This window comes from Streptomyces sp. bgisy130 (assembly GCF_057708345.1).
The window spans coordinates 80,420-100,541 of the sequence record NZ_JBYISA010000001.1 but is presented as its reverse complement, the minus strand read 5'-3'; the positions used below and the strand labels follow the sequence as shown (position 1 = coordinate 100,541).

The following is a 20,122-nucleotide window of genomic DNA, read 5'->3' as shown; positions in this document are numbered from 1 at the left end:
CGGCGTTAGGGCCAATGCGCAACAGCAATACGGTGCGGGCCGCCACTCGAGGACACCGGATCGCTGCGCCGTCGGGTAGGCCCTCGCCCGCAAGTGGCGGGCGAGGGGATGATTCCGCAGCGACGGCTCAGACGGTGCGGCGGCGTACCTTCAGATAGACGATGCAGCTGCGGTCGGAGACAGCGGCGGCCACCATTCCGACGAGGACTTCCACCGCAAGAGGCTGCTGGCGGACCGCAGCAGCCGCGAGAACGCCAATGAGCAGAACAGAACTGAACCGGAGCGTCAGCAGAAGAACGCTCGAAATCCCGGTTTGTACGACGGCGGACAGCGGAATGCTAATCTCTGGCGCTGCCGGAAGGATCCTTGCGAGCTTCCGGCGGACGACGTGCTGAATCAATGTTCGCGCTCCTCGGTGCGTTGTTGAGAAGGCACGAGTAAGAGGGCCTCGAGTTGGTTGACGTCAGCCTCGGGGTCCTCTTTTCGTGCCGTCTCGGACGCTAGTCGCACAATCCACTTGCCGGCGCCGTTGACCTCCGTGAAAACGGAGCCGGGCACTCCTGATCACGCGGTGGCAACTCGCGGCGTTGACAGCGATTAGGCGCTTGAACGCTCACGATGGGAAGTAGGTGCACAACATTCTCAACGAGGTCGATCGAAACTGATCAGCCCATCCTGCAAACCCCGCACGCATCACACGAGTCCCACCACTCGTTTGGGTGAAAAAGGCCCTCTCGGGGCCGGAGCCCCTGCAATCCGCAGCCACACGCTCCCCGACCCGGCTCGCGGAAGAACCCCACGGCGCGCCGGGTGGCGCTTCGGTAGACGCTTGCAGCAGCCGAACCAAGCCCACACTCCTGGCGGCACACTGCTCTACGAGAGGACCGCGCACCTGTCAGCAGCGGACTCCACCAGCGCTCCTCTGTCACCGCCGGGAGGCACCGGCCTCCGGATGGGACGCCCAGACCAGATGACCGGCCTGAGGGCCAACGGCTCCCCCTCTGCCCAGCACCACGCCCAGACCGGCCCCTTCCCGCCGGGATCGCCCCCTGCCTTGGCTGATTGGCATCGGTCAGCGGAAGCACCTCAACTGCCCATGGCAGACTGGCCCGCTCGCGTAGGCCGGGGGTTGCAAGCTTGTCTTTTCGTACGCACGCAGTTGACCTGATCAACTCCTCGTGGGGTATGCACACCCTCAACGAGCTGCTCATCGAGCTGGTGCTCGCGCTGATCAGGGAACTGGATGAGCAGGCAGGAATGGCCGGCGACGATGACGCTGGACGGGCCTTTGCCGCCCTGTACGACAGTGCTTCGAAGACGACGGTGAACCAGGCGGGCGAGGCCGCGCACGTCATGGGGCGAGGAAGCGAGTCCCTGCTGCAGACGGCCAACAACTACATGGCGACGGAGAGCAAGGTCGCGGAGGACATGCTCGCCGCGATCGGGCAGCGCAGCACGTCCGAGCCGTACTCCGGCAAGTCAGCGGACTGTGCCCCGGCGCCCCGGGGCCGCGGGAACGAACTGCCCGAGGTCATCGGGGAGACCTCCGCAATCGACAAGTACCTCGTCGGTGACCGCTTCCGCGGCGACCCGGAAAAGCTCAGGTCGGTGGCACGAACCTGGCGAAAGGCGAAGAACATATCTGAGCGCGTCCTGTCCGACGCGCAAGATTGCTGGAAGACGGCCGCCCGCAACCACGAAGGGAAGACCGCAGAGGCGGTCAACGCCTTCTTCACCAAGTTCGTGGGCCATGACCACCCGCCGGCCAAGGCCGAGCCGGCATGCACTCTGCTGGCCAATCTGCCAGCTGCCTGCCAACAGCTCGCCAACGCCTGCGACAGGTACGCCGACCACGTCGAAGCCGCCAGCAAAAAGTCCTGGGGAGAAACCGCCTCCGACGCGTTATTCGACAGCGGCGGCGACTCCGTCTGGGACAACCCCGCCTTCGGAGGCAACGGTGAGGACGGGGGCCTCCACGCGGCAGTCTCTGGCGACGACCGCATCATGGACCTCGCCAGCCTGGGCCACAGTCTGGACTCCTCGCAATCGCGCGTACGCGTTCCGCAGCCCGACCCGGCCCCCTGGAAACCCAGCCCGATCCTTCCGCCCGGGCTCCCTCTCCCGCTGCCTCCTCGAATTCCCATCATGATCCCGGCCGGCTACACCAAACCCGATCCGAGCCTCTACCGTCCCGCAATGCCACCCCCTGTGCCCCCCGACCCGCGGTTCCCGCCGCTGACGCCCACCGAGCGACAGAGCTTCAACCGATGGGCACACAGCCTTCGCGACGGGGGCTTCTCCGGCGGCACCAAAGCCGAAAGGGACTACCAACACCGAACCGCGGGCTACCCCGAGAAGGAGGTCCCGATCGATCCGCGCAAGTCAGCCCTCGGCACACTGATGGTGGACGGCCTGCGCGACACCGACGGCATGGCCGTGGAAGCGAAGTTCGTCAAGAGGCCGGGATGCACGTACCGGAACCTCGACGACCTGGAGAACAGCGACAACTTCCAGGAGAAGGTACTCCACAAGAAGGACGAGAAAGAGCTGTACAAGTACAAAGCGGCCATCGAGTACCCGGCCCACGCGGGCCGCTTGCGCGGCGTGGAGGTTGCCACCAATGACCCCGATGCCGTGCCCTACTGGGATGCCCTGCTCGTCGCCCACGGGGTCAACGGCTACAGCAGGCACGTGCCCTGACCCCAATGGCGATCGAAGAGGATGGGAAATGAGCGAAGACGCCGGCAACTTCCGAACCATGTTCATCTTCAGCCCGCCCGAAGGCGCTCCCCAGGGATGGGGCCTCACCTTCCCCGCCTTCGCCGACGCCTTGCGCGCGAAAGAGCCCGAGGCGGTCGTGGAGGCATGGAGCGGGCATTACACAGGAGAGACGCTCTCCTTCCAGTTCCACACATCCCGCGGCGAGATCAACGAAGGGATGATGGGAGTCGAACCGAACGGCGTAGCAATCGAGGACTGCACCGCCGCCGAAGCGGCCGACTTCGCCAGCTGGCTCCAGCAAACCATCGTGCCGACCGATAGCGGGCTCATGGTGAACATCCGCGAAGGCGTGGAGTGGGAATTGCCACTGGTGGAACTCCGTAGCGGGACGCTGACCGAGCTGGAACAGTGCCTGCTCGAACACGTTGGCCAGGTCCTCCGGCATGAGGAGGAGCAGCTCGGTTAGCCAGCAGTACCTCCCACCACCTGCCGGTCCAGCCGCTTCAAGGCTCTCAGCAACTGACCACGCCTCCAACCGCCGACGCCCCCTGCTCGACATCCCCTGAATGCCTGCACACGGGCCGCAGGTGAGCGAAGGTTAAGGCGTGAACAGGCGAGATGACCACTCGCCAGTGAAGACGGGGAGGCCGGCACAGGTGGGAGACCAGGAGACAGCGGCGAACGGAGCTCGTCCCCAGCGGCAGGGCCGGGCCTGGACCGAAGACGAGTGCGCCGACCGCGTCGCAGAGATCCGTGAAGGGAACGGGGTCGACGTCATCGCTGCACGGCAGATCGCACCAATGACGGAAGGGCGGTGGGCCGGAGCAGCACGCCCACCATTCCGCGACAGGAGGCCACTGGATGCCGCCAGCCAGCCGGTTGACGCCGGCAGCTTCCCCCTCGATAGCCTGCCGCCCTCTACGGCAGGCCATCCCCACCATGAGGGGCAGAGCTGACAACTCCTAACCTATGCGGATCCGTCCACTGACGGAGCTGGGGCATACGGCTCGACCTCATGCCACGCCGGCGGGCCTCCAAGCTGCCAGTCGAGCGGCAACTGCGATCCGTCCAGCGAGGCACGGGCCGCATTGACGAAACGCATCTGGCCCTCAACCAGGGCGGCGTGTATCCCCTGCAAGTCCTCACGCTTCTTGGGCGAGTTGTCGACCAGTTCACAAAAGCGTCCCACAGCCCCCGTCAGCTCTGAAGCAGCCGCCGCCACTTCACGCGGCGCAACCAGACTGACCGTGGTCAGCGCCGAGTGCCACGGCACCCAATCAGCCGTATGGGGCCGGTCCTCGAGGAACGCCTCACGAAGTTCCATCTCCAGCGTGGCGAACGCCTGCAAGAAGGCCGCATACGCAGCCGTCCGGTTGTCCCTGATCCACTGCTGATTCTGCCCCCGCCGTCCGACCACACCGCCGGCGACAACACCTACGAGCGTGGCGGCAACGCCACCCGCGCTCGAGATCACCAGCTCCCACGGAACAGCCAAGACAACTCCCCCCACGCCGAACAGGCCACTTACCGATCAAGGCTCAGCCCAGAAGCCCAGACCCTAGCGGATCATGGCGGACCCGCTCACCCGGCCTTGTCGAGATGACCAACCAACGACTCGCCGAATCACACTGGGCCCCACCCATTGACGTCATTTTCGGGTTCTGGCTCAACTTCTGTGAAAACTGTCGCTCGGCAAATCGCGGCCCGATTGTCAGCTTTCCTGTGCTAAAGCGGCCAGGTCGTGACGGTTGCCGACAATCGCTCGACCACAGCCCGGAGGCAGACGGTCCGCCACCATCTCCACAGCTGCCTCAGCGGTGTCAGCCTCACCGACGGACTCCACCCTGGACGGCCCCGCCACGACGAAGCCTCCGCCCGGTCGTGGGGCGATGTAGGGCACGTCCCACGTGCAGGGATGTTCGGTGCACCGGCTGAAGTGCAGCTCCCACATGCCAACCCAGGGGAAGAGCTGCCGCAATCTGGGTTCGGCGTAGGCGGAGCGCACCAGATCACCGTCCACGCGATCTGAAGCGAGTAGCCTCGTCCACTCGGCCTCGATGACGTGCTCCGCCATGCCCGTTGAGTCCATAGGAGAAGGGTGTCAGAACCTCGCATCGAGCGATGGGGCGTGCAGCAAGCGCCTCGCCCTCCGCAGGTGCAGCACCCTACCTCCACAGAAGTTGAGCCAGAGCCATTTCTCGTGAACATCCCCGCCGTTTCCGACCGGCAGCTGCTGTTCAAACCTGCAGACAACCGCTGCCGCTAAACGTGAACAAAGTCAAGCTTCGGTGGCTGGCGCCCGGCCAGCCGGTCCAGTACGCGCATCCACAGCACGGGCTGGGTCTCGGCCATGTTGTGCCCGAAGAGGGCGAGGGTGTCGGCTTGGTCGAGATCAGCGTACGAGCCCGGCTGGCCGTCCGAGCCGAAGTCTGCTTGAGGGCCTCGGCGGCGGTGGCTGTGCACAGACGGGTGTTGCCGTCCAGATGGTTGGTGCCGAGCCCGGCCCGCGCGATGACCGCGAGGGTGTAGTACTCCTCCAGGAACAACTGGCCGGTGGTGTAGAAGCCGATAGAGCCCGGGGCCGCACACCGTCAGCAGATGCCGCGACCGGTCGACGATCCGCTCCATGGCGGTGGGCCAGTCCGTCTCGGTCAGCCGGCCCGCCTCCCGCACCAGCGGGCGGGTGAGCCGGTCCGGAGCGGCATTCGCCTGCCAGGCGAAGAGCTCCTTGGGACCGAGACGTCCCCGGTTGCCCCTGTCACCGGCCCGGCCCCGCACCCCCAGGATCTGGCCCGCGTCGACCGCCACGTCCATCGCATCCCCGTTGGAGTGCAGCAGCGAGGTCGTGGGAACCCATCGCTCGACATCGCGTACGGTCACTCCGTCCGCGAGCTAGGTATCCACCCGGACCGGCCACTCCTCCCCCAGCCCGTATGGCGTACGCGGCCCCCACGGCTCCGCAATGCGATCGGGCGACGGTCCCACCTCCCACCTCCGCCTGCTGCCAGGAGAATCAGGGCCGAGATAGCCGTACCCGTCCGGTGTCGCGGATAACAGTCGGCCGCCGTGGGGGCACCACTCGGCCAACTGGCCGTAGCGCGACGCACCATCCAGTGGTGAGCCTGCGGAACTCACCGGTCGGCGAGGTATGGCATCGGCAGGCGGTCGGCCGGTCGATCGGCTCGCCAACTGTTCGTGATGTCCTGCCCGCTGAGGACTTCCACCGGAGAGCTGGGGCTCAGTCGTGCTCAGGCTGTGCTTGCTGGGCCAGGAAGTGTGCTGCTGCCTCGATCGCTTCCTTCTTGAGCTTTTCCACTGGTACACCCCAGCTGTCGCGCCAGTCGTCGAGGTTGTAGGCGCACACGACGAGCGGCTGCAGTGCGTCCGGGTAATCGAGGTCCCAGGCGACGTCGCGCCAGATCCGGAAGGCGCCGGCCGCAGGGTCGAGGGAACCGTCCACCATGCGCCCGGCGAGCCAGGAGGCCAGGGCCCACTTCGCCGACCGGGGGTCGGGTGGTACCTCTATTTCCAGCCCCAGCTCGTACAGCACCCGCTCGAAGAGTTCCGGCGCCTCGAGCTCTTCGCTGCGCCCGAGGCCGGCCAGCATCGCAAGGGACTCGCTTTCGACCCCGGCAAGCAGTGCGTCCAGACCGACCTGAATGAGCATGTCGGACCCGAAGTATCCGCCGAAAGCTCTCTCGTGCGCGAGCCGGCTCAGCTCCTCGAGAGCCTCATCATGAGTCACCGGGCCTCCTGTCAACTGACTGAACCGCAGCCTCCTTACAGCCGCGACAATCGAGTTCCCGCCCCAGGCGATCGATCTCGCGGAGCTGATGCCGTAGCGGCCTGCTGCCTTCAGCTGGCCAAACAGGGCACCCACGTGAGTTTATCGGGGCCGGTATGACTACCCACTCCCCCGAGTGACCGCCATCCGGATCCTGCACGGCCACCAGCGCGCCGGCGCTATCAACAGACCATGATCAAGACGACTGCCCGCGCCCTCGCGGCCGCGACCCTCGCCCTGCTGCCCCTCGCCGCCACCGCCCCCGCACACGCCGCCGAGACCCTCAGCCTCCACGACGCCATCGAAACCCTCCCCCAGGCCGCCGAGTCCCGCGACGGCTACGAGCGCACCAAGTTCAAGCACTGGATCGACGAGGACAAGGACGGCTGCAACACCCGCAACGAGGTCCTCCTCGCCGAAGCCGTCACCCAGCCCACCATCGGAGCCGGCTGCAAAATCACCGGCGGCACCTGGCGCTCCTACTACGACGACACCACCGTCCAGGGGCCGTCCGGCCTCGACATCGACCACATGGTGCCGCTGGCCGAAGCCTGGGACTCCGGCGCCTCCCAATGGACCGCGTCCCGGCGCCAGGCTTACGCCAACGACCTCGGCGCCGAACGCTCCCTGGTCGCCGTCACCGCCAAGAGCAACCGCTCCAAAGCCGACCAGGACCCCGCCCAGTGGATGCCGCCGGCCGCCGACGCCCAGTGCACCTACCTGTCCGACTGGGTGAGCACCAAGCTCCGCTGGTCGCTGACCGTCGACCGCGCTGAGCGCGACACCCTGCGCCAGCTCGCCGCCGGCTGCGAGAGCACCGACGTGGAGTTCGACCGGGTGTAGCCAACGCGTCCGGTCCGGCTGGATTCATCCCCGCTGTTTGCTGGGCCCCAATGTGGACTCACGGGGCCCAGCAGCATGAGCAGAGGACTCGGTGTGGACACAAGATCTGACTGTGGCCGTTCAGGAGGAAGTTGCCGAAGCGGTAGCCGTGGCCGGGCTTGTCGGACAAGGTCTAGCCCATGATGGTGACCGCGTGGCACCCTTACGCCCCACCCAGCAGACGGCACGATCACGGTGGGTTCGGTGCGTGCTGCGCCCATCGTCCCGGCCTGCCCTCGCAGGCCGGTGGCCCCTGAGTTGCAACCGAGCTCCATGGGCACGCCAGCCGGCCGTCCGTCACCGACGGCGATGACCCACCGGCCGCCTTCGCGTAGCAGCGGCAGACCCTCACTCACCGAGCCCGCGGCGACGACGTCGAGTGCGACGTCGGTGCCCCTCGGAGCGGTAGCGCGGATCTGTTCGGCGACGTCTCGTGCCCGATCGACGAGGGCACAGACAGGCCCTGGAGGGCGGCGCGTGCGTTCGGATGTCCGGTTGGTGGCCGACATCACGCGCTGGCTGTGCCGTGTACTCCTGGCCGCTGCAACCAGCTGCTCTCTCCTGGTGTGTTCCTCAAGTACCCAGGAGAGAGGACAACGGCCTTGACCACGCCCCCTGCCCCGGCCCCACCGAGCGCCGCGCAGCGGCCCGGCTACCGAGACCGGTTACGGGCCCGCTATGCCACAGCCGCCGAGGAGCGCATCGAGAAGGCGAGAGCCGCCGCTGTCGAACTCGGGCACACCGGCCCGGTGCCCTGGGACGACCTTCGCGCCGCCTACACCCGGCCGTCTCGTACCCCGTGGAAGTCATGCCGGATGCTCCTGGCCGGATCCTTCGGCGCGGCTCTGATGATGGCGCTCGTGGTGGGCTTTCTCGCCATGGTCACGCTGGCCCTGGAAGCCGAGCAGAAGAGGGAGGCCACCGCGGCAGCCAAGAAGTCGCAGGTAGCGCCGTTGTCGGTCGAGGAGGAGAAGAAGGCTGGCCGGGCCCTGGCAAAGGGTGGGGGGAAGGCCGCGGCGGTGGGGTTCGTTGTGGCCTTCGCCTGTTCCTCCTATCGCCGAATGTCGGACAAGCGGGAGGGGCTGCGCAAGGGGTACGTCAAGGACGGCGACCAGGTGGTGACCGAAGCCTTGGACGCGCTCCCATCCCTTGCTGCTCTCGCCTCCGCTCCAGCGGGCCGTACGCGGACCGAAGCGTTGACTGACGTGCACGAGAAGGTCTCGGAACTGATGATTGCGGTGAGAAACAGCGCGGAAGCCGCTGCAGGGCTGCAAGCCAAATACGCGGCTGACCAAAGGCGTCTGCGTGAGCACGGGCAGAAGGTCCGCACCGCGTTCGCCGACAAGCTCAGCGAACTTGTCGAGGACCGGGAGCGGGCGGCCCGCGAGCTCGGCGCCATGGCGCTCACCGTGGCGGCCCGTCAGTCTCAAGCGGCATACGGGGCACTCCTCGATGCCGAGGCTCTGCCCGCCGAGCCGGGCCCGGAGGTAGAAGACGTGAAGGGGCTCGGCGGGGTGTTCGCAATCGCCGGTGTTGCAACTGCGGCCTCCCTCGTCATCGCGCCAGCAGCCGGGGCGGAGGGAGCAGGGCTGCTGTTCATCCCCCTCACGGTGTTCACTCTGGCCGCCTTCCTCTCGGCGGCCTACACGCGCAAGCTCCACCAGCTGGGACGGGTGGTCGCGTTGTTCAGCCACAGGGGCCCCGGCGCCGGCGGGGCCTTGTAGCCCCCTGCGACGCAGCCGGCTGACGTACGAGCGCTGCGGCGGGCACGGTGCCCAGGACCGATGGCCGCCGCCACGGACGCCTCGCGTCTGTCCGACAAGTACGGCCACGGCTACCGCCGCGTATGGGCGGTCGGTCTGCTGGGCGCAGGTGCCTGCCGCACGGATCCGGTGAGCGGCTACCCAGTCGGCACCCCCGATCAACTTCAGCGCCCCACCCACGCCGGGGCTCTGCATGACCTGTTCCCTCATCGGATTCCTCGCCCTTGCCATAGCCTGTTTCGTCTTCGCCCTGTCCAGCTCGCCGGGATGGGCCCTCTACTCGATCGCCAGCGGTGTGCTCTTACGATGGCGCTGGCCAGTGCCGCGTTCAGCCAGCATCAACGCTGGGTGGATCTGGGCGGACTGATCCAGCGCGTCTCACTCACGGTCGGCTGGACCTGGCAGACGCTGCTCGCCGTGCGCATTCTGCACACCTGACGGTCGCCTCTGCGCGTCGAATGCCCTCCACGACCCCGTTCCGCCGGTCTCATGCCGTGGCGGACGGGGTGAGGCACTCATCCGCCCCACATGGCTCAACTTGAACTTTCACCGCGTGCGCTTCGCGGTAGTCGCAGGGAAGCTGGGCGAAGTAGCACCCATGGATGAGTACCGGTTATTGCTGTAACGCCATCTCATTCCCGGGGATCCGGCATTTCAGAAGCTCTTGTCGGAGAACCGGCTTCAGCGGGACGGGAATCTGAGCCTCGTTGACTGTTCGAGTTCCCGTTCCACTAGGGAAATTTCTGTGGCCAACCGCAGCGAGGGGTAAGCATTCAGATTGGAGAAGGCAGGCCGTGGAGAGTTTTCGAGAGTCATCCGGAGCGGTCGATTCCTTGATACGTTCCAGACTCAGAGATATTACCGCCCTGACAGAATTCAGTAACGGTGTCATTTCGCGGGAGTGTCTGCAAGAGGCCATAACTGAACAGAAGCCTGAAGACTGGGGAGTGAACGAAGACCAGTTGAACCTTGCGACACGGCTCGCCGTGGACGAGGAGTCTATGGTCGACGAGTTGCTGAAGCAGCTACACACTACCAACGTGATCACCGGGGCTGACTATGATCGCGAAAAATTCGACCGGTACCGTAGCCGGGTAGCCGCAAAATTCCAGCATGAAGGAAACGCCACCTATATATTTCCGGAAGAGGCGCGACTGCTGTACGCGGTCGCGGAAATAATGGCACCTTCGCGCGTCCTCTTCATGGGTTCTTACTACGGATATTGGGCGGCTTGGGCCCTCCCTGGGATCGTTGCCGCTGGAGGTGAGGCGATTCTGATCGATCCGGACCAGAGGGCCCTCGATCTTTCCGTAGATAATATGCGGCGATTGGGTTATGCAGATTTCTGTACGTTTGTCTGCGAGGATGCTATAGCGTATCTGGAGCGCAATCGAGCGCTATGCGATCTCGCGGTTTTGGATGCTGAAGGTCCGATATCTGAAGGGCCGGTAGATAGGCGCAGCAAGGCAATCTACGGACCGATAACATCCGCGCTGACTCCCCGGCTGCGAGCTGGTGGCGTCTTGTTGGCTCATAATATTCTCCTCACCAATCTCACGGACAATGCCTATTTCGAGCAAAAGATCGCCAAGAATTGTGAGCAGTTCGCAGAATTCTTCGGACTTGTCGCTCGTCACTACGACCGCGCCCTCACCTTCCCGACGTCCGAAGGGGTCGGCGTCTACCGCCGTGCCACAGAAACGGGCACAGGGGCGAGCAGCACCGGGGCTGGTTCAATGCCTAGCAGGCATATGCAACGAGAGCGCTGGCACCGCACAGCAACGGTGCGCACCCGGCCGCAGCGCATCTGGAAGCAGGAAGATTCCGACGGGCACTTGGTCTTCTCCACTAAGCAGATCCCGGTCGCTGCCCATCCGCTTCTATTGGACCGACTGGACGAGGCCAACTGGGAGAACCTCCACACACAGCACTTCTACCGGTTCATGGCGTTCACGATCCGACTTGAGCAATATGTGGTCAATCCCGCCGTCCTCGCCATTGCGCACCGTGATGTCCCGTTGAAAGTAAGGGGGCAGGACGCGTACGAAGCTCACCAAATCTACGTGGATGAGGGCTACCACGCTCTTGAAGCCGTTGAGCTGACACGCGACGTCCACCAGGGTACGGGAACTGAACCCATTGTGGGCCGGGGCGTGGAGATAGACCGACGTCTTGAAGAACTGCTGGCTGGTCTGCCATGCGATCGGACACGGGCTCTCGCCCGTCAACTCTTCGTGGCTGTGTCCGAGACGATGATCTCATCCACGCTGTCGATCATCCCGCGCGACGAGTCTGTAGCCCGCGCTGTTCGAGCGGCAATCGCCGACCACGCCGTCGACGAAGGGCGCCATCATTCATTCTTCGCTGGCTACCTGCCACAGCTGTGGCAGCAGCTGGCCCCAAAGGAACAGGACCTCCTTGCGCCGTTCCTGCCGCGCTTCATAATGGAGTTCACCGCTCCGGATGTAGAGGGCCTGCGGCGGGAGCTCGTCGGCTACGGTTTGACATCCTGTGAGGTCGATGACATCTGTCATGATGTGTACTCGCCCTCGCGTTTGCGTGAGGATGCCTCAATTGCGGGTGGGGCCACGCTTCGCTATTTGGAGCGGTGCGGAGCACTCGACCGTTCGTGTCTGTCGGATGCTTTGGGCGCGGCTGGCCTTGTGTCGTGATGCGACTCCGAGGCTGCCCGGTGGCACGTGTCGTCTGGAGCAACAACCTCCGCCGACTGTCAGCCGACAGCCGAGCCCTGATGACCGTCACCCTGATCGGCTCCACCGCGCTGTTCGCGCTCAATCCCTTTATCGCCGTCCATCTCCCAGAATACGCTCCTGGTGCCGGCCCGATAGGTGTCACGCTCGCGTCCTCCGCGATGGTTGGTGGCGTCGCGGCACTGTTGCTGTCGGCGATCGGCGGTGGCACTCACAACGGCCGCGCTTTGATTGCTCGCTGGTCCATCGCCGGACTCGCCGCAGGAGCCACCACTCTGGCATTCCTTCCTTCTGTGCCTCCAGGACTCCGACCATTCACAGTGATGGTGGGAATGGTGTTGCTGCGAGGATGTCAAAATCTGTACAGCAACGCTTCTCGGAGCCTGCATCTGTTGACCAACGGTCCGAACATAGACGCGGGTGTGCTGTTCGCCACCGTGGGCACGTTCTTCGGGATCGGGTCGGCGATGGGGCCCGTGCTCGGGGGGATACTGCTGGCCGTCGGGGGGCTCGGTACGGTCTTAGCGACGGCTGCCACGATGTTCCTTGTCTGTCTGATTCCGCTGCTGTGGGGAATCCGGCGGTTCGTTGGCTCATCGATCGACACTTCGCCTGTAGTTGCTGTGGTCCCCGGCTTGGTGCAACGACTGCGACCGAGTTCGGGCAGGGCAGCACGTATCTGCCTGGGAATGGGTGCGGCGTACATTCTGGATGCCCAGAGCATCGCCTACATACCGCTCACCATCGAGCATCACTACCCCTTGGGAGACCGGCTCACGGTTGCCTTCTTCACCACGAACGCCGTGTTGCTCGTCGTTGGCTCGGTTCCTGTCATGCGTGCCATGCAGCAGAAGATTCCGCAGGTTGAGTGGCAGGTGGGAATCGGTGTCACCGCACTGCTCACGAGTCTGGTGTTGCTGCGCTGCGCGGCCTCCGCTCTGGCGGCACTCCTGGCTTCCGCGGTGCTCTACACGCTCGGGGAGATCGTGGTCATGGCCATCGGAATGGTGCTGATCAGGGCTGAGATGGAGCGAGACGAGACAGCGATGGCAAGGAACGTTGCGTTTCTCAATTTCACCACTACCACCCTGGGAACCGGAGCGGGGCAGTACGTGGGAACAGCCGTGGCGGCCCTTCGTTCACCCCTTTGGCACGCCGTCGTATGGACGGTGGTCGCGGTGGTGAGCGTCGCGGTGCTCTGGCAACCACGAGCATCAGTGATGACCGCCGAGCGGACCGATTTCAGAGGAATGAAAGGGGCGCGATGAACACCGTGATTATCGCCTCGGTAGCCGAGCGCGGCATGCACCGCTATCTGTCCGGCTGCCGCAGGGTTTTAGGGAAGGGTTCTCGTCGAGGTGGCAGGTAGAGGGGCAGTGGGTCAACACAATGTCTCCAGTACCCCAGCTAGCCGCCGTAGACGAAACGGCCCATCTCGTGCGGGAAGGCCATACCCGTTCCCGCCTTGGGCTTCCCCACCGCGGGGTGCAACCTGCCGATCGCGCTGCTCCGTGGGCGGAGTACGGCCCAACTTCACGCCCCAAGGCATCTAGCGACCCACGGGCTACACCTCGTCGGCGGAAGTGAACGGTCCACCCGCACGTCCACCTGACGACGTGAAGACCATGAGGGAGGAAACGGCGATGGAGAGCCAAAGCGCGTCCGAGGCGTCGGCCAGGACACTCACCGGAGGTTTCATCCGGCCGGTGGAGCGCGGCGACCTGGAGCAACTTCGAGCTTTCTACAACTATGCAGTTGTGCATTCGGACGCCACGTTGGACACCGAGGAGAAGACAGCGAGGGAGTTTGAGGACTGGTTTGCAGAACACCAGGGACGCCATCGCGCAGGGGTGTACGTCTCGGATGGCGGCTCCGTCTCCGGCTATGCGTCGCTTTCGCCGTTCTCCCGTCGCGGTGGCTACTACCCGTTGGCGGAACTCTCCGTCTACCTTGCCCCTGAGTGCCGGGGACGGCGATACGGCCTCCGGCTCACGGAGTGGGCGTTGGAGGAGGCATGGCGGCGCGATTTCTCCACCGTTGTTGCCTTCGTAACTGCTACCAATGAGGCGCCGAACCGAATCCTGCGCAACTGCGGCTTCGTGCACACGGGTGCGATACACCAGGCCGGCCGGAAGTTCGGCAAGTACGTCGACCTCGACATCTGGCAGACCTTCCTTCGAGAGCCCGGCTCAAGCGACCGCAACCTCGAAGACCGGTGAAGAACTGAACAACCTGCGGAAGGCACTGATGCTGATCAATAAGTGGGACGCGGCCATGGATGATCTCGAATGGAGAGAATGGCTGGCGAACGGGCACGACTTCGGTCAAGTCATCGCAAACGGAAGAGGACGCACTGTGCCGGTTGTCGTGCCGACCCACTTCCTTTACGACGGCAGCGATGTCATTCTTCTGCACCTGGCCCGGCCCAACCCCATCTGGGCAGCTCTTGAAGAGAACACCACAGTGCTCCTCTCGGTCGTCGATGACTGGGCGTACATTCCCACTACTTGGCGGGCGGCTGCCACCGCGCCGATCGAGACCGGAGTGCCCACCAGCTACTACAGTGCAATCCAGATCACGGCGACGGCGAATATCGTCGATTCCCCGGCGGGAAAGGCTCAAATCCTGCGCAGACATCTGACGCACCTACAGCCTGCCGGAGACTTTGCACCCGTTGTCCCCGATAAGCCGCCTTACGGCAAGTTGCTGTCCGCGCTACGCGGCCTGGAACTGCACGTCACCTCTGTCGCAGCAAAATTCAAGTACGACGATCACAAGCCAATGGGCTTCCGCAGAGACATTGCGGATCACCTCGAAGGTCGTTCCGATGAGCACGACGCCGGGGCCAGGAGAGAGCAGCTCCGACGGATCGAAGCATGCGGGGAGTTGGATCCGTAAGGCATCGTTGCACCCAACCGGGGAGCATCCGAATGTCTGCAATGCGGCGTGATGCTGGACCCGGCGGTCGTACGCCGAGCCCCGCGGCGGGCCGCAGCCACCGGGTGGAGCGGCGGCTCCGCAATCTGGAATGGGACCCCCGCCCGCGGCACCACCGAGCTGACCGGCGGACTCGCGCATGAGCTCTGGTAGACGACCGGCAGCGCCTGTACGGCCTTCCCGCAGCCCGGGCGGACACCCCCGAGCACCGCGGACGAGTACTTGTGCGCGGACGACCCGGCCGCCACGCTCCCCCGGTACGCGGCGGAGCTGGCACGCGACCCGGGTGACGCGCACCCCCTCGCCGGCCGGCCCCTCGCCGCGGCCACCCTCACCCGGCCCTCCGCCCGGCCCTCAGCCTCCTGGAACGCTTCGCGGGCCCGGCCGTGTCCCTGCCGGGCCCGGAAGGAGACCGACCCGGTCGGACCTGACCTTCCCACCGCCCACGCCCCTGCTCCGGCTCCTGTATGCGCCTTGAGTACACTGGTGGTGCAGTCCACACCTTTTGTCTCAGCGCCTTCGCAGGAAGATCGGTGCGACTGCGGCGTGCACGATCCCCTGGTTCGGAGTTCGGCGATGGACGGAGAGCGCCCGGGTACACCCCCGGCATTCACCGTGCAGTGGCAGGAGTGGCTGGCCGAAAGTCTACTCAGCGGGGTCGCGCACGATGAGATCGTCACCGTAATGCGGCAACGGGGCTTCCCCCCTGCGGTCGCTCGGCAGCTGATCACAACTCAAGAGGAAGCCACTGTCTTCCGCGTGGCGCACCGACTCCTGGGCGAACACCGAAAGCTTCGTTCACTGACGGATGCGCTGAGCGACCAGTGGAGCCAGTCGCCGCGGGCGACGGCGGTTCCCGTGATGGATCCGCCGGACCCGGAGACGTTCTTCGAGCACTTCTACTTCGCGAATCGCCCAGTGGTCGTCCGCGGCCTCGTGGACAGGTGGTCGGCGCTTCACAAGTGGTCCCCGGACTATTTCGTCCAGGAGTTCGGAGACACGGTGATCGAGATATCGACGGACCGGCAGGACGACCCCCGGTTCGAGGAAAACTTCCTCGCTCATCGCCGCGAGGTCACCATGCGCGAGTTCGTGACCCACGTCATGGCGGAAGAGGGCAACGACCGGTACGTGGTGGCCCGGAACCGGTTGCTCCAACGCCCCGCTTTCCACCGGCTGCTGGACGACATCCGCCACCTCCCCGGGTTCCTCACTCCCGTCGCGCTCGACCACGCGAAGCTGTGGTTCGGGCCGGCGGGCACGGTCACGCCTCTGCACCATGACGACTCCAACATCCTGTTCGTCCAGATCCGGGGCTCGAAGCTCGTGCGCCTGGTGGAGCCGCACAACCTGCCATGCCTCTACGGGGACCCGGGCGGCCGCAGCCCCGTGGACCTCGGCGGTGTGGACCTAACCAGGTTCCCGGCGATGAGGAACGTTACTGTGACCGAGGCGACGGTGCGCGGGGGCGAAGCCCTCTTCCTTCCACTCGGCTGGTGGCACTGGGTCGCTTCACTGGAGACGAGCATCTCCCTGTCGTTCGTCGGCGCGTTCGACCTGGCCGGCCACTCCACGAGCTGGCGTTACACCTGAACCCGCACAGGCCGTCCGTCCCGGTTGCGGCCCGTACCCGACCGGCCGACACTGGGAAGTGCCTGTTCGGAGGGGCCCTGGCACCGTCGGGCCGTGAGGAGCCGAACATGAACGAACAACCGGGCAGCGCGACCGGGCGGAACCGTGAGCAGGCGCAGTCCCAGGCGCGGTCGGACGGCGCCGCGTCCCTCATCGCCTACTCCGTAGCGGATCGCCCGCTGACCATCGAGCCCGCGGCAGCAGACCGAGCCTGGATGTGCGCGACGCTCCAGCACTTCGCCAATCGCTGCCTCCCTCTTCTGATAGCCAATCAGAGCGGTTGGATCCTCCTCAACGACACCCGCTTCAGGGCGCGCTGGTCGGGGAGGGAGGAGCCGGACTCGTTGAATATCAGCCACGCCGGCAGGCCGGACCGGCCCCCGCCTCTGGCGCACAGTCAATTTGGGTACGGAATCATCACGTGGAGCATCCCCTACCTCTTCCGGACTCCTCCCGGGTTCAACCTCCACGTCCGCGGGCCGACGAACTGTCCGAAGGACGGCGTGTCCGCCCTGGACGGCATCGTGGAAACGGACTGGACGGCGGCGACCTTCACCATGAACTGGAAGGTGACGCGACCGTTCACGGACATCGTCTTTGACGAAGGGGAACCCTTCTGCATGGTCGCTCCGCAACGGCGGGGAGAGCTGGAGTCGTTCCACCCGGAAATCCGGGACATCGAGTCGATACCAGCGGACAACGCCCGCTTCCAGCTCTTCAAGAGCTCCCGGGAGGACTTCACGGCCAGGCTGAGACGGGGCGATCTGCCGGCCGGCAGTTGGCAGCGCGACTACTTCCGCGGCCGCGACGCCGGAGCCGACGGCACCGAGCCGGCACACCAGACCCGGCTCCATCTCGAACGGTTCCGGGAGCGGCAGTGAACCGGCCGGCCCACGACATCCACCACGACCACCCGGCCACCGGGCCCACCAGATGGGTGACCGATGACGAGCGGGCAGCGTACGAACGGGATGGCGCGGCCCTCCTGAAGGGAATCGTCCCCCGGACGAGTGGGTGGCCTACATGAGCGCCGCGATCGACCAGCTGACGCAGCATCCCGATCCGTCGTCACAGAACTACGCGGAGGCGGGGCAGCCGCGCTTCTTCGGACAGTCGTCCCCGTGGCTGCTCGACCAAGCCTTCAAAGCGTGTGCGCTGTCCGGGCCGATGCCCCTCGTCGCGCGCCAGGTGCTGACCGGCGCCGACAGCCTGAACTTCTTCTACGACCAGGTCTTCGTCAAGGAACCGGGCACGCCCAGAACCACACTCTGGCACCAGGACTATCCCTATTCCCCGCTCAACAGCGAACAGATCCTGCGTATCTGGGTACCGTTCGACATCGTGACGGATCAGAGCGGCGCACTCTACTACCTCAAGGGGTCGCACCTCTGGGGTGTGGTGTACGAGGCGCCCGGCTCCGGGCGGATATCGGACTGGCAGCCCGATTTCGACGCGGAATACCTGGAGCACCGCTGGCTGATAGGGGAGTCGGAACCCGGAGACGCGCTGCTGCGCCACCCCAAGACCGTCCACGGGGCCCGCGCGAACAGCTCCCGGACGCCTCGCCGGGCGGTGGCCGTCGTCTACACCGGGGACGACGTGACCTGGGATCCGCATCCGGCGGACGTGTTCCACAACAAGGGCCAGACCGGCCACGTGACCCCGCCTGCCCTCGGAAAGGGAGACACCCTCGACTGCGCCCTCTTCCCCAGGGTGTGAGCCGCTCGTGACGGCGCTGGTTCACGACGCGGAGACCTGATGGCGTGCCGCGTTCAGGACATGCAGGGCCGAGGCCGTGAATCCCGCGTGGTGCTCCCCGTCGTCACAGCAACGGATGAGCCCATCCTCGTCCTGCCAGCTCGCGAGCAGCAGGACGCCGTCGCACACCTCCCGCTGTCCGGCCTCGCCGCGAAGGACACGCTCCTCCAACGCCGCGATCCAGCCGTGCCGGTCCGCTCCGGACACGTCCCACAGCCCCCCAGTCCCCGCCTCCGTTCTCCCGGCGGCCCAACCACAAGGCCGCCTGGCCGCCGGCGAGGCGGCCTGCGCAGCGCGGGAGAGGACCGCGTCGACCTCGCGCCTCACCCGGCCGCGGTGGGTCCATCCGTCGGCGCGACCGAACTGCCCCACCGGGTACGGCCCCGGCTCCAGGGCCCGGCGGACCATCGTCAGAGCCAGTGCCACCACCAGGGTCGCATGGTGTGAACGGGGCCAGTTCTCGGGGCCGGACCGTTCCTCCGCGTAGCGGGGCCAGCTCCCGTCCTCGCGCCGGGAGCTCTCCAGGAGGTCCAGGAAGGGTGCGAGGTCCACCGCGACGCGGCCGTCGCAGACGGAGAGGGCACCGCACAGCAATTCCGCGGCGAGATCGACGCGGCCCGTGGCCACAGCACGCCGCAGCAACACGTCCAGCAGGTCACGGACGTCCGACAGATCGATGTCCGGCCACACGGCACGGCGCTGCCCGAACTCGGTCGCGTACATCGCGGTGTGCGCCATCGCATAGCTCTCCTGCTCGGTGACCAGCAGGACGTTCGGGTCAGACACGAGGGAAGAGAGGGACAGAACCTCGTCCGGTCCGTTGCCGACGCTGATTCCCAGCACGCGGAGGAAGAAGAGCACGTCCAGACGGCGGTGCGGAGGGCGTTCGGTCCACAGGGGCACGCCGCTGCGTATGACCGCCCGTACCAGGCGACCTGCGGAACCGTCCTCGCCCATGGTCACCAGGGCCGCGTACGGCAGGCCATAGAAGTTGACGAAGTCACCGTTCCGGACGAGGAGATGGCGATAGCCGGGCCTCTCCACCTCCTGCCGAAGGTGCCGAAAGAACTTCTCCTGCACACCGTCGGCGGGGTGGAGCCGTGCCCGTACCAACGCGAAGAGGGAGGTATCGACGAGCGGCTTCACACCCCCCGGGGCGGGGCCGGCCGCACCGACCGAACACTTCGGGAGCTCACGGCAGAGCCACGTGGTAGCGGCGTCCTCCAGGGCAGAGGCTGCCGACACCAGTGGCCGTGACGTGTCCGTCGTGGGGTCGGTGTTCACGTCGGCGGATCGATGGCCCCCCGTGTCTGTTCGGAAGCCGACGGCGGGTCGATGGCCGGCGGGATCATGTCTCCCGGCTTCTTGCCGGTCGACAGCCCGGACAGCCATTTCGCCTGGCCCTTACCGCTCAGTCGCCACTGGTTCGCCTCTTTAGCGAGCCATTCGAAGTTGTCGGCGAAGCAGCCCGTGTCACAGACCTGGCCCCTGTCACGTTCGGCCTGGACCAGCGGGCCCAGGTAGCGCCAGTACCACTCGACGGGCCACCGCTCGAAGACAAGGCCGCCGTAGAGGGTGCCGTTGCGAACCAGCACGCCCGCGGTTTCGAAGAAGGACGCCACGGACGTCCAGGCGTCGTAGCCGTCGGAGATGCGGGGGTTACGGGCCCGAATCGCGTCGTAGTCGACTGTGGACGGATCCATACCCTCTTTGAAGTGGTCGAGGTACCAGAGGAAGCCTCGCCGGACCGGCCCGTCCCTCGTCATGTCGTACAACTTGATCAGAAGTTGCGCGTCCTCGTGAGTGGGGCCTTCGGGGGCGTTCGATGTGGTCATGCACCCTCCAGACGTAGAGCCCCCTCCATCAGAGTCTCCGGCGGCTCCCGTCGGCGCCGCAACCCGGTACCGTCCGTTCGGGCGACGACCGCACGGCGC

The 20,122-nt window shown here is 65.8% G+C and carries 18 protein-coding genes and 2 pseudogenes; 12 read left to right on the top strand and 8 right to left on the bottom strand.

What is annotated here, in order from left to right:
• Positions 1–127: 127 nt before the first annotated feature.
• A complete protein-coding gene (locus AC3EUV_RS00410) occupies positions 128–400 on the bottom strand; it encodes a hypothetical protein (RefSeq protein WP_432141031.1) in 273 nt (90 codons plus the stop codon).
• A 785-nt stretch (positions 401–1,185) separates the two neighbouring features.
• On the opposite strand from AC3EUV_RS00410, the gene AC3EUV_RS00405 reads away from it, so the two are divergent.
• The gene (locus tag AC3EUV_RS00405) at positions 1,186–2,700 is read left to right on the top strand and encodes a restriction endonuclease fold toxin-2 domain-containing protein (RefSeq protein ID WP_432141030.1); all 1,515 of its coding nucleotides are present in this window, start codon (positions 1,186–1,188) and stop codon (positions 2,698–2,700) included.
• Positions 2,701–2,728: 28 nt separating this feature from the next.
• The gene (locus AC3EUV_RS00400) at positions 2,729–3,187 is read left to right on the top strand and encodes a hypothetical protein (protein ID WP_432141029.1); all 459 of its coding nucleotides are present in this window, start codon (positions 2,729–2,731) and stop codon (positions 3,185–3,187) included.
• A 501-nt stretch (positions 3,188–3,688) separates the two neighbouring features.
• Here the strand turns inward: AC3EUV_RS00400 and AC3EUV_RS00395 are convergent.
• The 4 genes and pseudogenes from AC3EUV_RS00395 to AC3EUV_RS00380 form a co-directional block, all read right to left on the bottom strand.
• Positions 3,689–4,216: a hypothetical protein gene (locus AC3EUV_RS00395; protein WP_432141028.1), complete on the bottom strand. Its 528-nt coding sequence runs from the start codon at positions 4,214–4,216 to the stop codon at positions 3,689–3,691.
• 216 nt (positions 4,217–4,432) lie between these two features.
• Complete coding sequence (locus AC3EUV_RS00390; RefSeq protein ID WP_432141027.1) at positions 4,433–4,795, bottom strand: DUF6193 family natural product biosynthesis protein; 363 nt, start codon at positions 4,793–4,795, stop codon at positions 4,433–4,435.
• A gap of 206 nt (positions 4,796–5,001) precedes the next feature.
• Positions 5,002–5,601, bottom strand: a pseudogene (locus tag AC3EUV_RS00385) (molybdopterin-dependent oxidoreductase); the annotation flags it as partial.
• A gap of 358 nt (positions 5,602–5,959) precedes the next feature.
• The gene (locus AC3EUV_RS00380; protein ID WP_432141026.1) at positions 5,960–6,466 is read right to left on the bottom strand and encodes a hypothetical protein; all 507 of its coding nucleotides are present in this window, start codon (positions 6,464–6,466) and stop codon (positions 5,960–5,962) included.
• A 231-nt stretch (positions 6,467–6,697) separates the two neighbouring features.
• Between AC3EUV_RS00380 and AC3EUV_RS00375 the strand changes: the two genes are divergently transcribed.
• Entirely contained in the window at positions 6,698–7,348 is a 651-nt protein-coding gene (locus AC3EUV_RS00375) for an HNH endonuclease family protein (RefSeq protein ID WP_432141025.1), read from the top strand.
• 344 nt (positions 7,349–7,692) lie between these two features.
• On the opposite strand, the pseudogene AC3EUV_RS00370 reads toward AC3EUV_RS00375, so the two are convergent.
• Positions 7,693–7,836: pseudogene (locus tag AC3EUV_RS00370) on the bottom strand (Zn-dependent oxidoreductase); the annotation flags it as partial.
• 153 nt (positions 7,837–7,989) lie between these two features.
• Between AC3EUV_RS00370 and AC3EUV_RS00365 the strand changes: the two are divergent.
• The 9 genes from AC3EUV_RS00365 (at position 7,990) to AC3EUV_RS00325 (ending at position 18,149) form a co-directional block, all read left to right on the top strand.
• Positions 7,990–9,111, top strand: coding sequence for a hypothetical protein (locus AC3EUV_RS00365; RefSeq protein ID WP_432141024.1), 1,122 nt, complete (start codon positions 7,990–7,992; stop codon positions 9,109–9,111).
• A 60-nt stretch (positions 9,112–9,171) separates the two neighbouring features.
• On the top strand, positions 9,172–9,588 hold the full coding sequence (locus AC3EUV_RS00360; protein ID WP_432141023.1) for a hypothetical protein: 417 nt from the start codon (positions 9,172–9,174) through the stop codon (positions 9,586–9,588).
• Positions 9,589–9,944: 356 nt separating this feature from the next.
• The gene (locus AC3EUV_RS00355; RefSeq protein WP_435601882.1) at positions 9,945–11,822 is read left to right on the top strand and encodes a diiron oxygenase; all 1,878 of its coding nucleotides are present in this window, start codon (positions 9,945–9,947) and stop codon (positions 11,820–11,822) included.
• Between the two features lie 80 nt (positions 11,823–11,902).
• The gene (locus AC3EUV_RS00350) at positions 11,903–13,129 is read left to right on the top strand and encodes an MFS transporter (RefSeq protein WP_432141021.1); all 1,227 of its coding nucleotides are present in this window, start codon (positions 11,903–11,905) and stop codon (positions 13,127–13,129) included.
• 357 nt (positions 13,130–13,486) lie between these two features.
• Positions 13,487–14,080, top strand: a complete 594-nt coding sequence (locus tag AC3EUV_RS00345) for a GNAT family N-acetyltransferase (RefSeq protein WP_432141196.1) — start codon at positions 13,487–13,489, stop codon at positions 14,078–14,080.
• A 28-nt stretch (positions 14,081–14,108) separates the two neighbouring features.
• A complete protein-coding gene (locus AC3EUV_RS00340; RefSeq protein ID WP_435601881.1) occupies positions 14,109–14,759 on the top strand; it encodes an FMN-binding negative transcriptional regulator in 651 nt (216 codons plus the stop codon).
• A gap of 615 nt (positions 14,760–15,374) precedes the next feature.
• Positions 15,375–16,391: a cupin-like domain-containing protein gene (locus tag AC3EUV_RS00335; protein WP_432141019.1), complete on the top strand. Its 1,017-nt coding sequence runs from the start codon at positions 15,375–15,377 to the stop codon at positions 16,389–16,391.
• A gap of 107 nt (positions 16,392–16,498) precedes the next feature.
• Complete coding sequence (locus AC3EUV_RS00330) at positions 16,499–17,311, top strand: DUF6065 family protein (protein ID WP_432141018.1); 813 nt, start codon at positions 16,499–16,501, stop codon at positions 17,309–17,311.
• A 133-nt stretch (positions 17,312–17,444) separates the two neighbouring features.
• A complete protein-coding gene (locus tag AC3EUV_RS00325; protein WP_432141017.1) occupies positions 17,445–18,149 on the top strand; it encodes a phytanoyl-CoA dioxygenase family protein in 705 nt (234 codons plus the stop codon).
• Positions 18,150–18,170: 21 nt separating this feature from the next.
• Here the strand turns inward: AC3EUV_RS00325 and AC3EUV_RS00320 are convergent, their stop codons facing one another.
• Positions 18,171–19,580 carry a DUF6895 family protein gene (locus AC3EUV_RS00320; protein ID WP_432141016.1) on the bottom strand — a complete coding sequence of 470 codons (1,410 nt, stop codon included), beginning with the start codon at positions 19,578–19,580 and terminating at the stop codon, positions 18,171–18,173.
• Positions 19,469–20,023 carry a DUF4760 domain-containing protein gene (locus AC3EUV_RS00315; protein ID WP_432141015.1) on the bottom strand — a complete coding sequence of 185 codons (555 nt, stop codon included), beginning with the start codon at positions 20,021–20,023 and terminating at the stop codon, positions 19,469–19,471. The genes AC3EUV_RS00320 and AC3EUV_RS00315 overlap by 112 nt, the downstream gene beginning before the upstream one ends.
• Positions 20,024–20,122: the final 99 nt, after the last annotated feature.

Excerpts from the sequence above, each read along its gene's own strand:
- AC3EUV_RS00405 (WP_432141030.1), top strand. The coding sequence starts at position 1,186 with ATGCACACCCTCAACGAGCTGCTCATCGAGCTGGTGCTCGCGCTGATC.
- AC3EUV_RS00400 (WP_432141029.1), top strand. The coding sequence starts at position 2,729 with ATGAGCGAAGACGCCGGCAACTTCCGAACCATGTTCATCTTCAGCCCG.
- AC3EUV_RS00390 (WP_432141027.1), bottom strand. The coding sequence starts at position 4,795 with ATGGCGGAGCACGTCATCGAGGCCGAGTGGACGAGGCTACTCGCTTCA.
- AC3EUV_RS00375 (WP_432141025.1), top strand. The coding sequence starts at position 6,698 with ATGATCAAGACGACTGCCCGCGCCCTCGCGGCCGCGACCCTCGCCCTG.
- AC3EUV_RS00360 (WP_432141023.1), top strand. The coding sequence starts at position 9,172 with ATGGCCGCCGCCACGGACGCCTCGCGTCTGTCCGACAAGTACGGCCAC.
- AC3EUV_RS00350 (WP_432141021.1), top strand. The coding sequence starts at position 11,903 with ATGACCGTCACCCTGATCGGCTCCACCGCGCTGTTCGCGCTCAATCCC.
- AC3EUV_RS00345 (WP_432141196.1), top strand. The coding sequence starts at position 13,487 with ATGAGGGAGGAAACGGCGATGGAGAGCCAAAGCGCGTCCGAGGCGTCG.
- AC3EUV_RS00340 (WP_435601881.1), top strand. The coding sequence starts at position 14,109 with ATGCTGATCAATAAGTGGGACGCGGCCATGGATGATCTCGAATGGAGA.
- AC3EUV_RS00335 (WP_432141019.1), top strand. The coding sequence starts at position 15,375 with ATGGACGGAGAGCGCCCGGGTACACCCCCGGCATTCACCGTGCAGTGG.
- AC3EUV_RS00330 (WP_432141018.1), top strand. The coding sequence starts at position 16,499 with ATGAACGAACAACCGGGCAGCGCGACCGGGCGGAACCGTGAGCAGGCG.
- AC3EUV_RS00320 (WP_432141016.1), bottom strand. The coding sequence starts at position 19,580 with ATGGCTGTCCGGGCTGTCGACCGGCAAGAAGCCGGGAGACATGATCCC.
- AC3EUV_RS00315 (WP_432141015.1), bottom strand. The coding sequence starts at position 20,023 with ATGACCACATCGAACGCCCCCGAAGGCCCCACTCACGAGGACGCGCAA.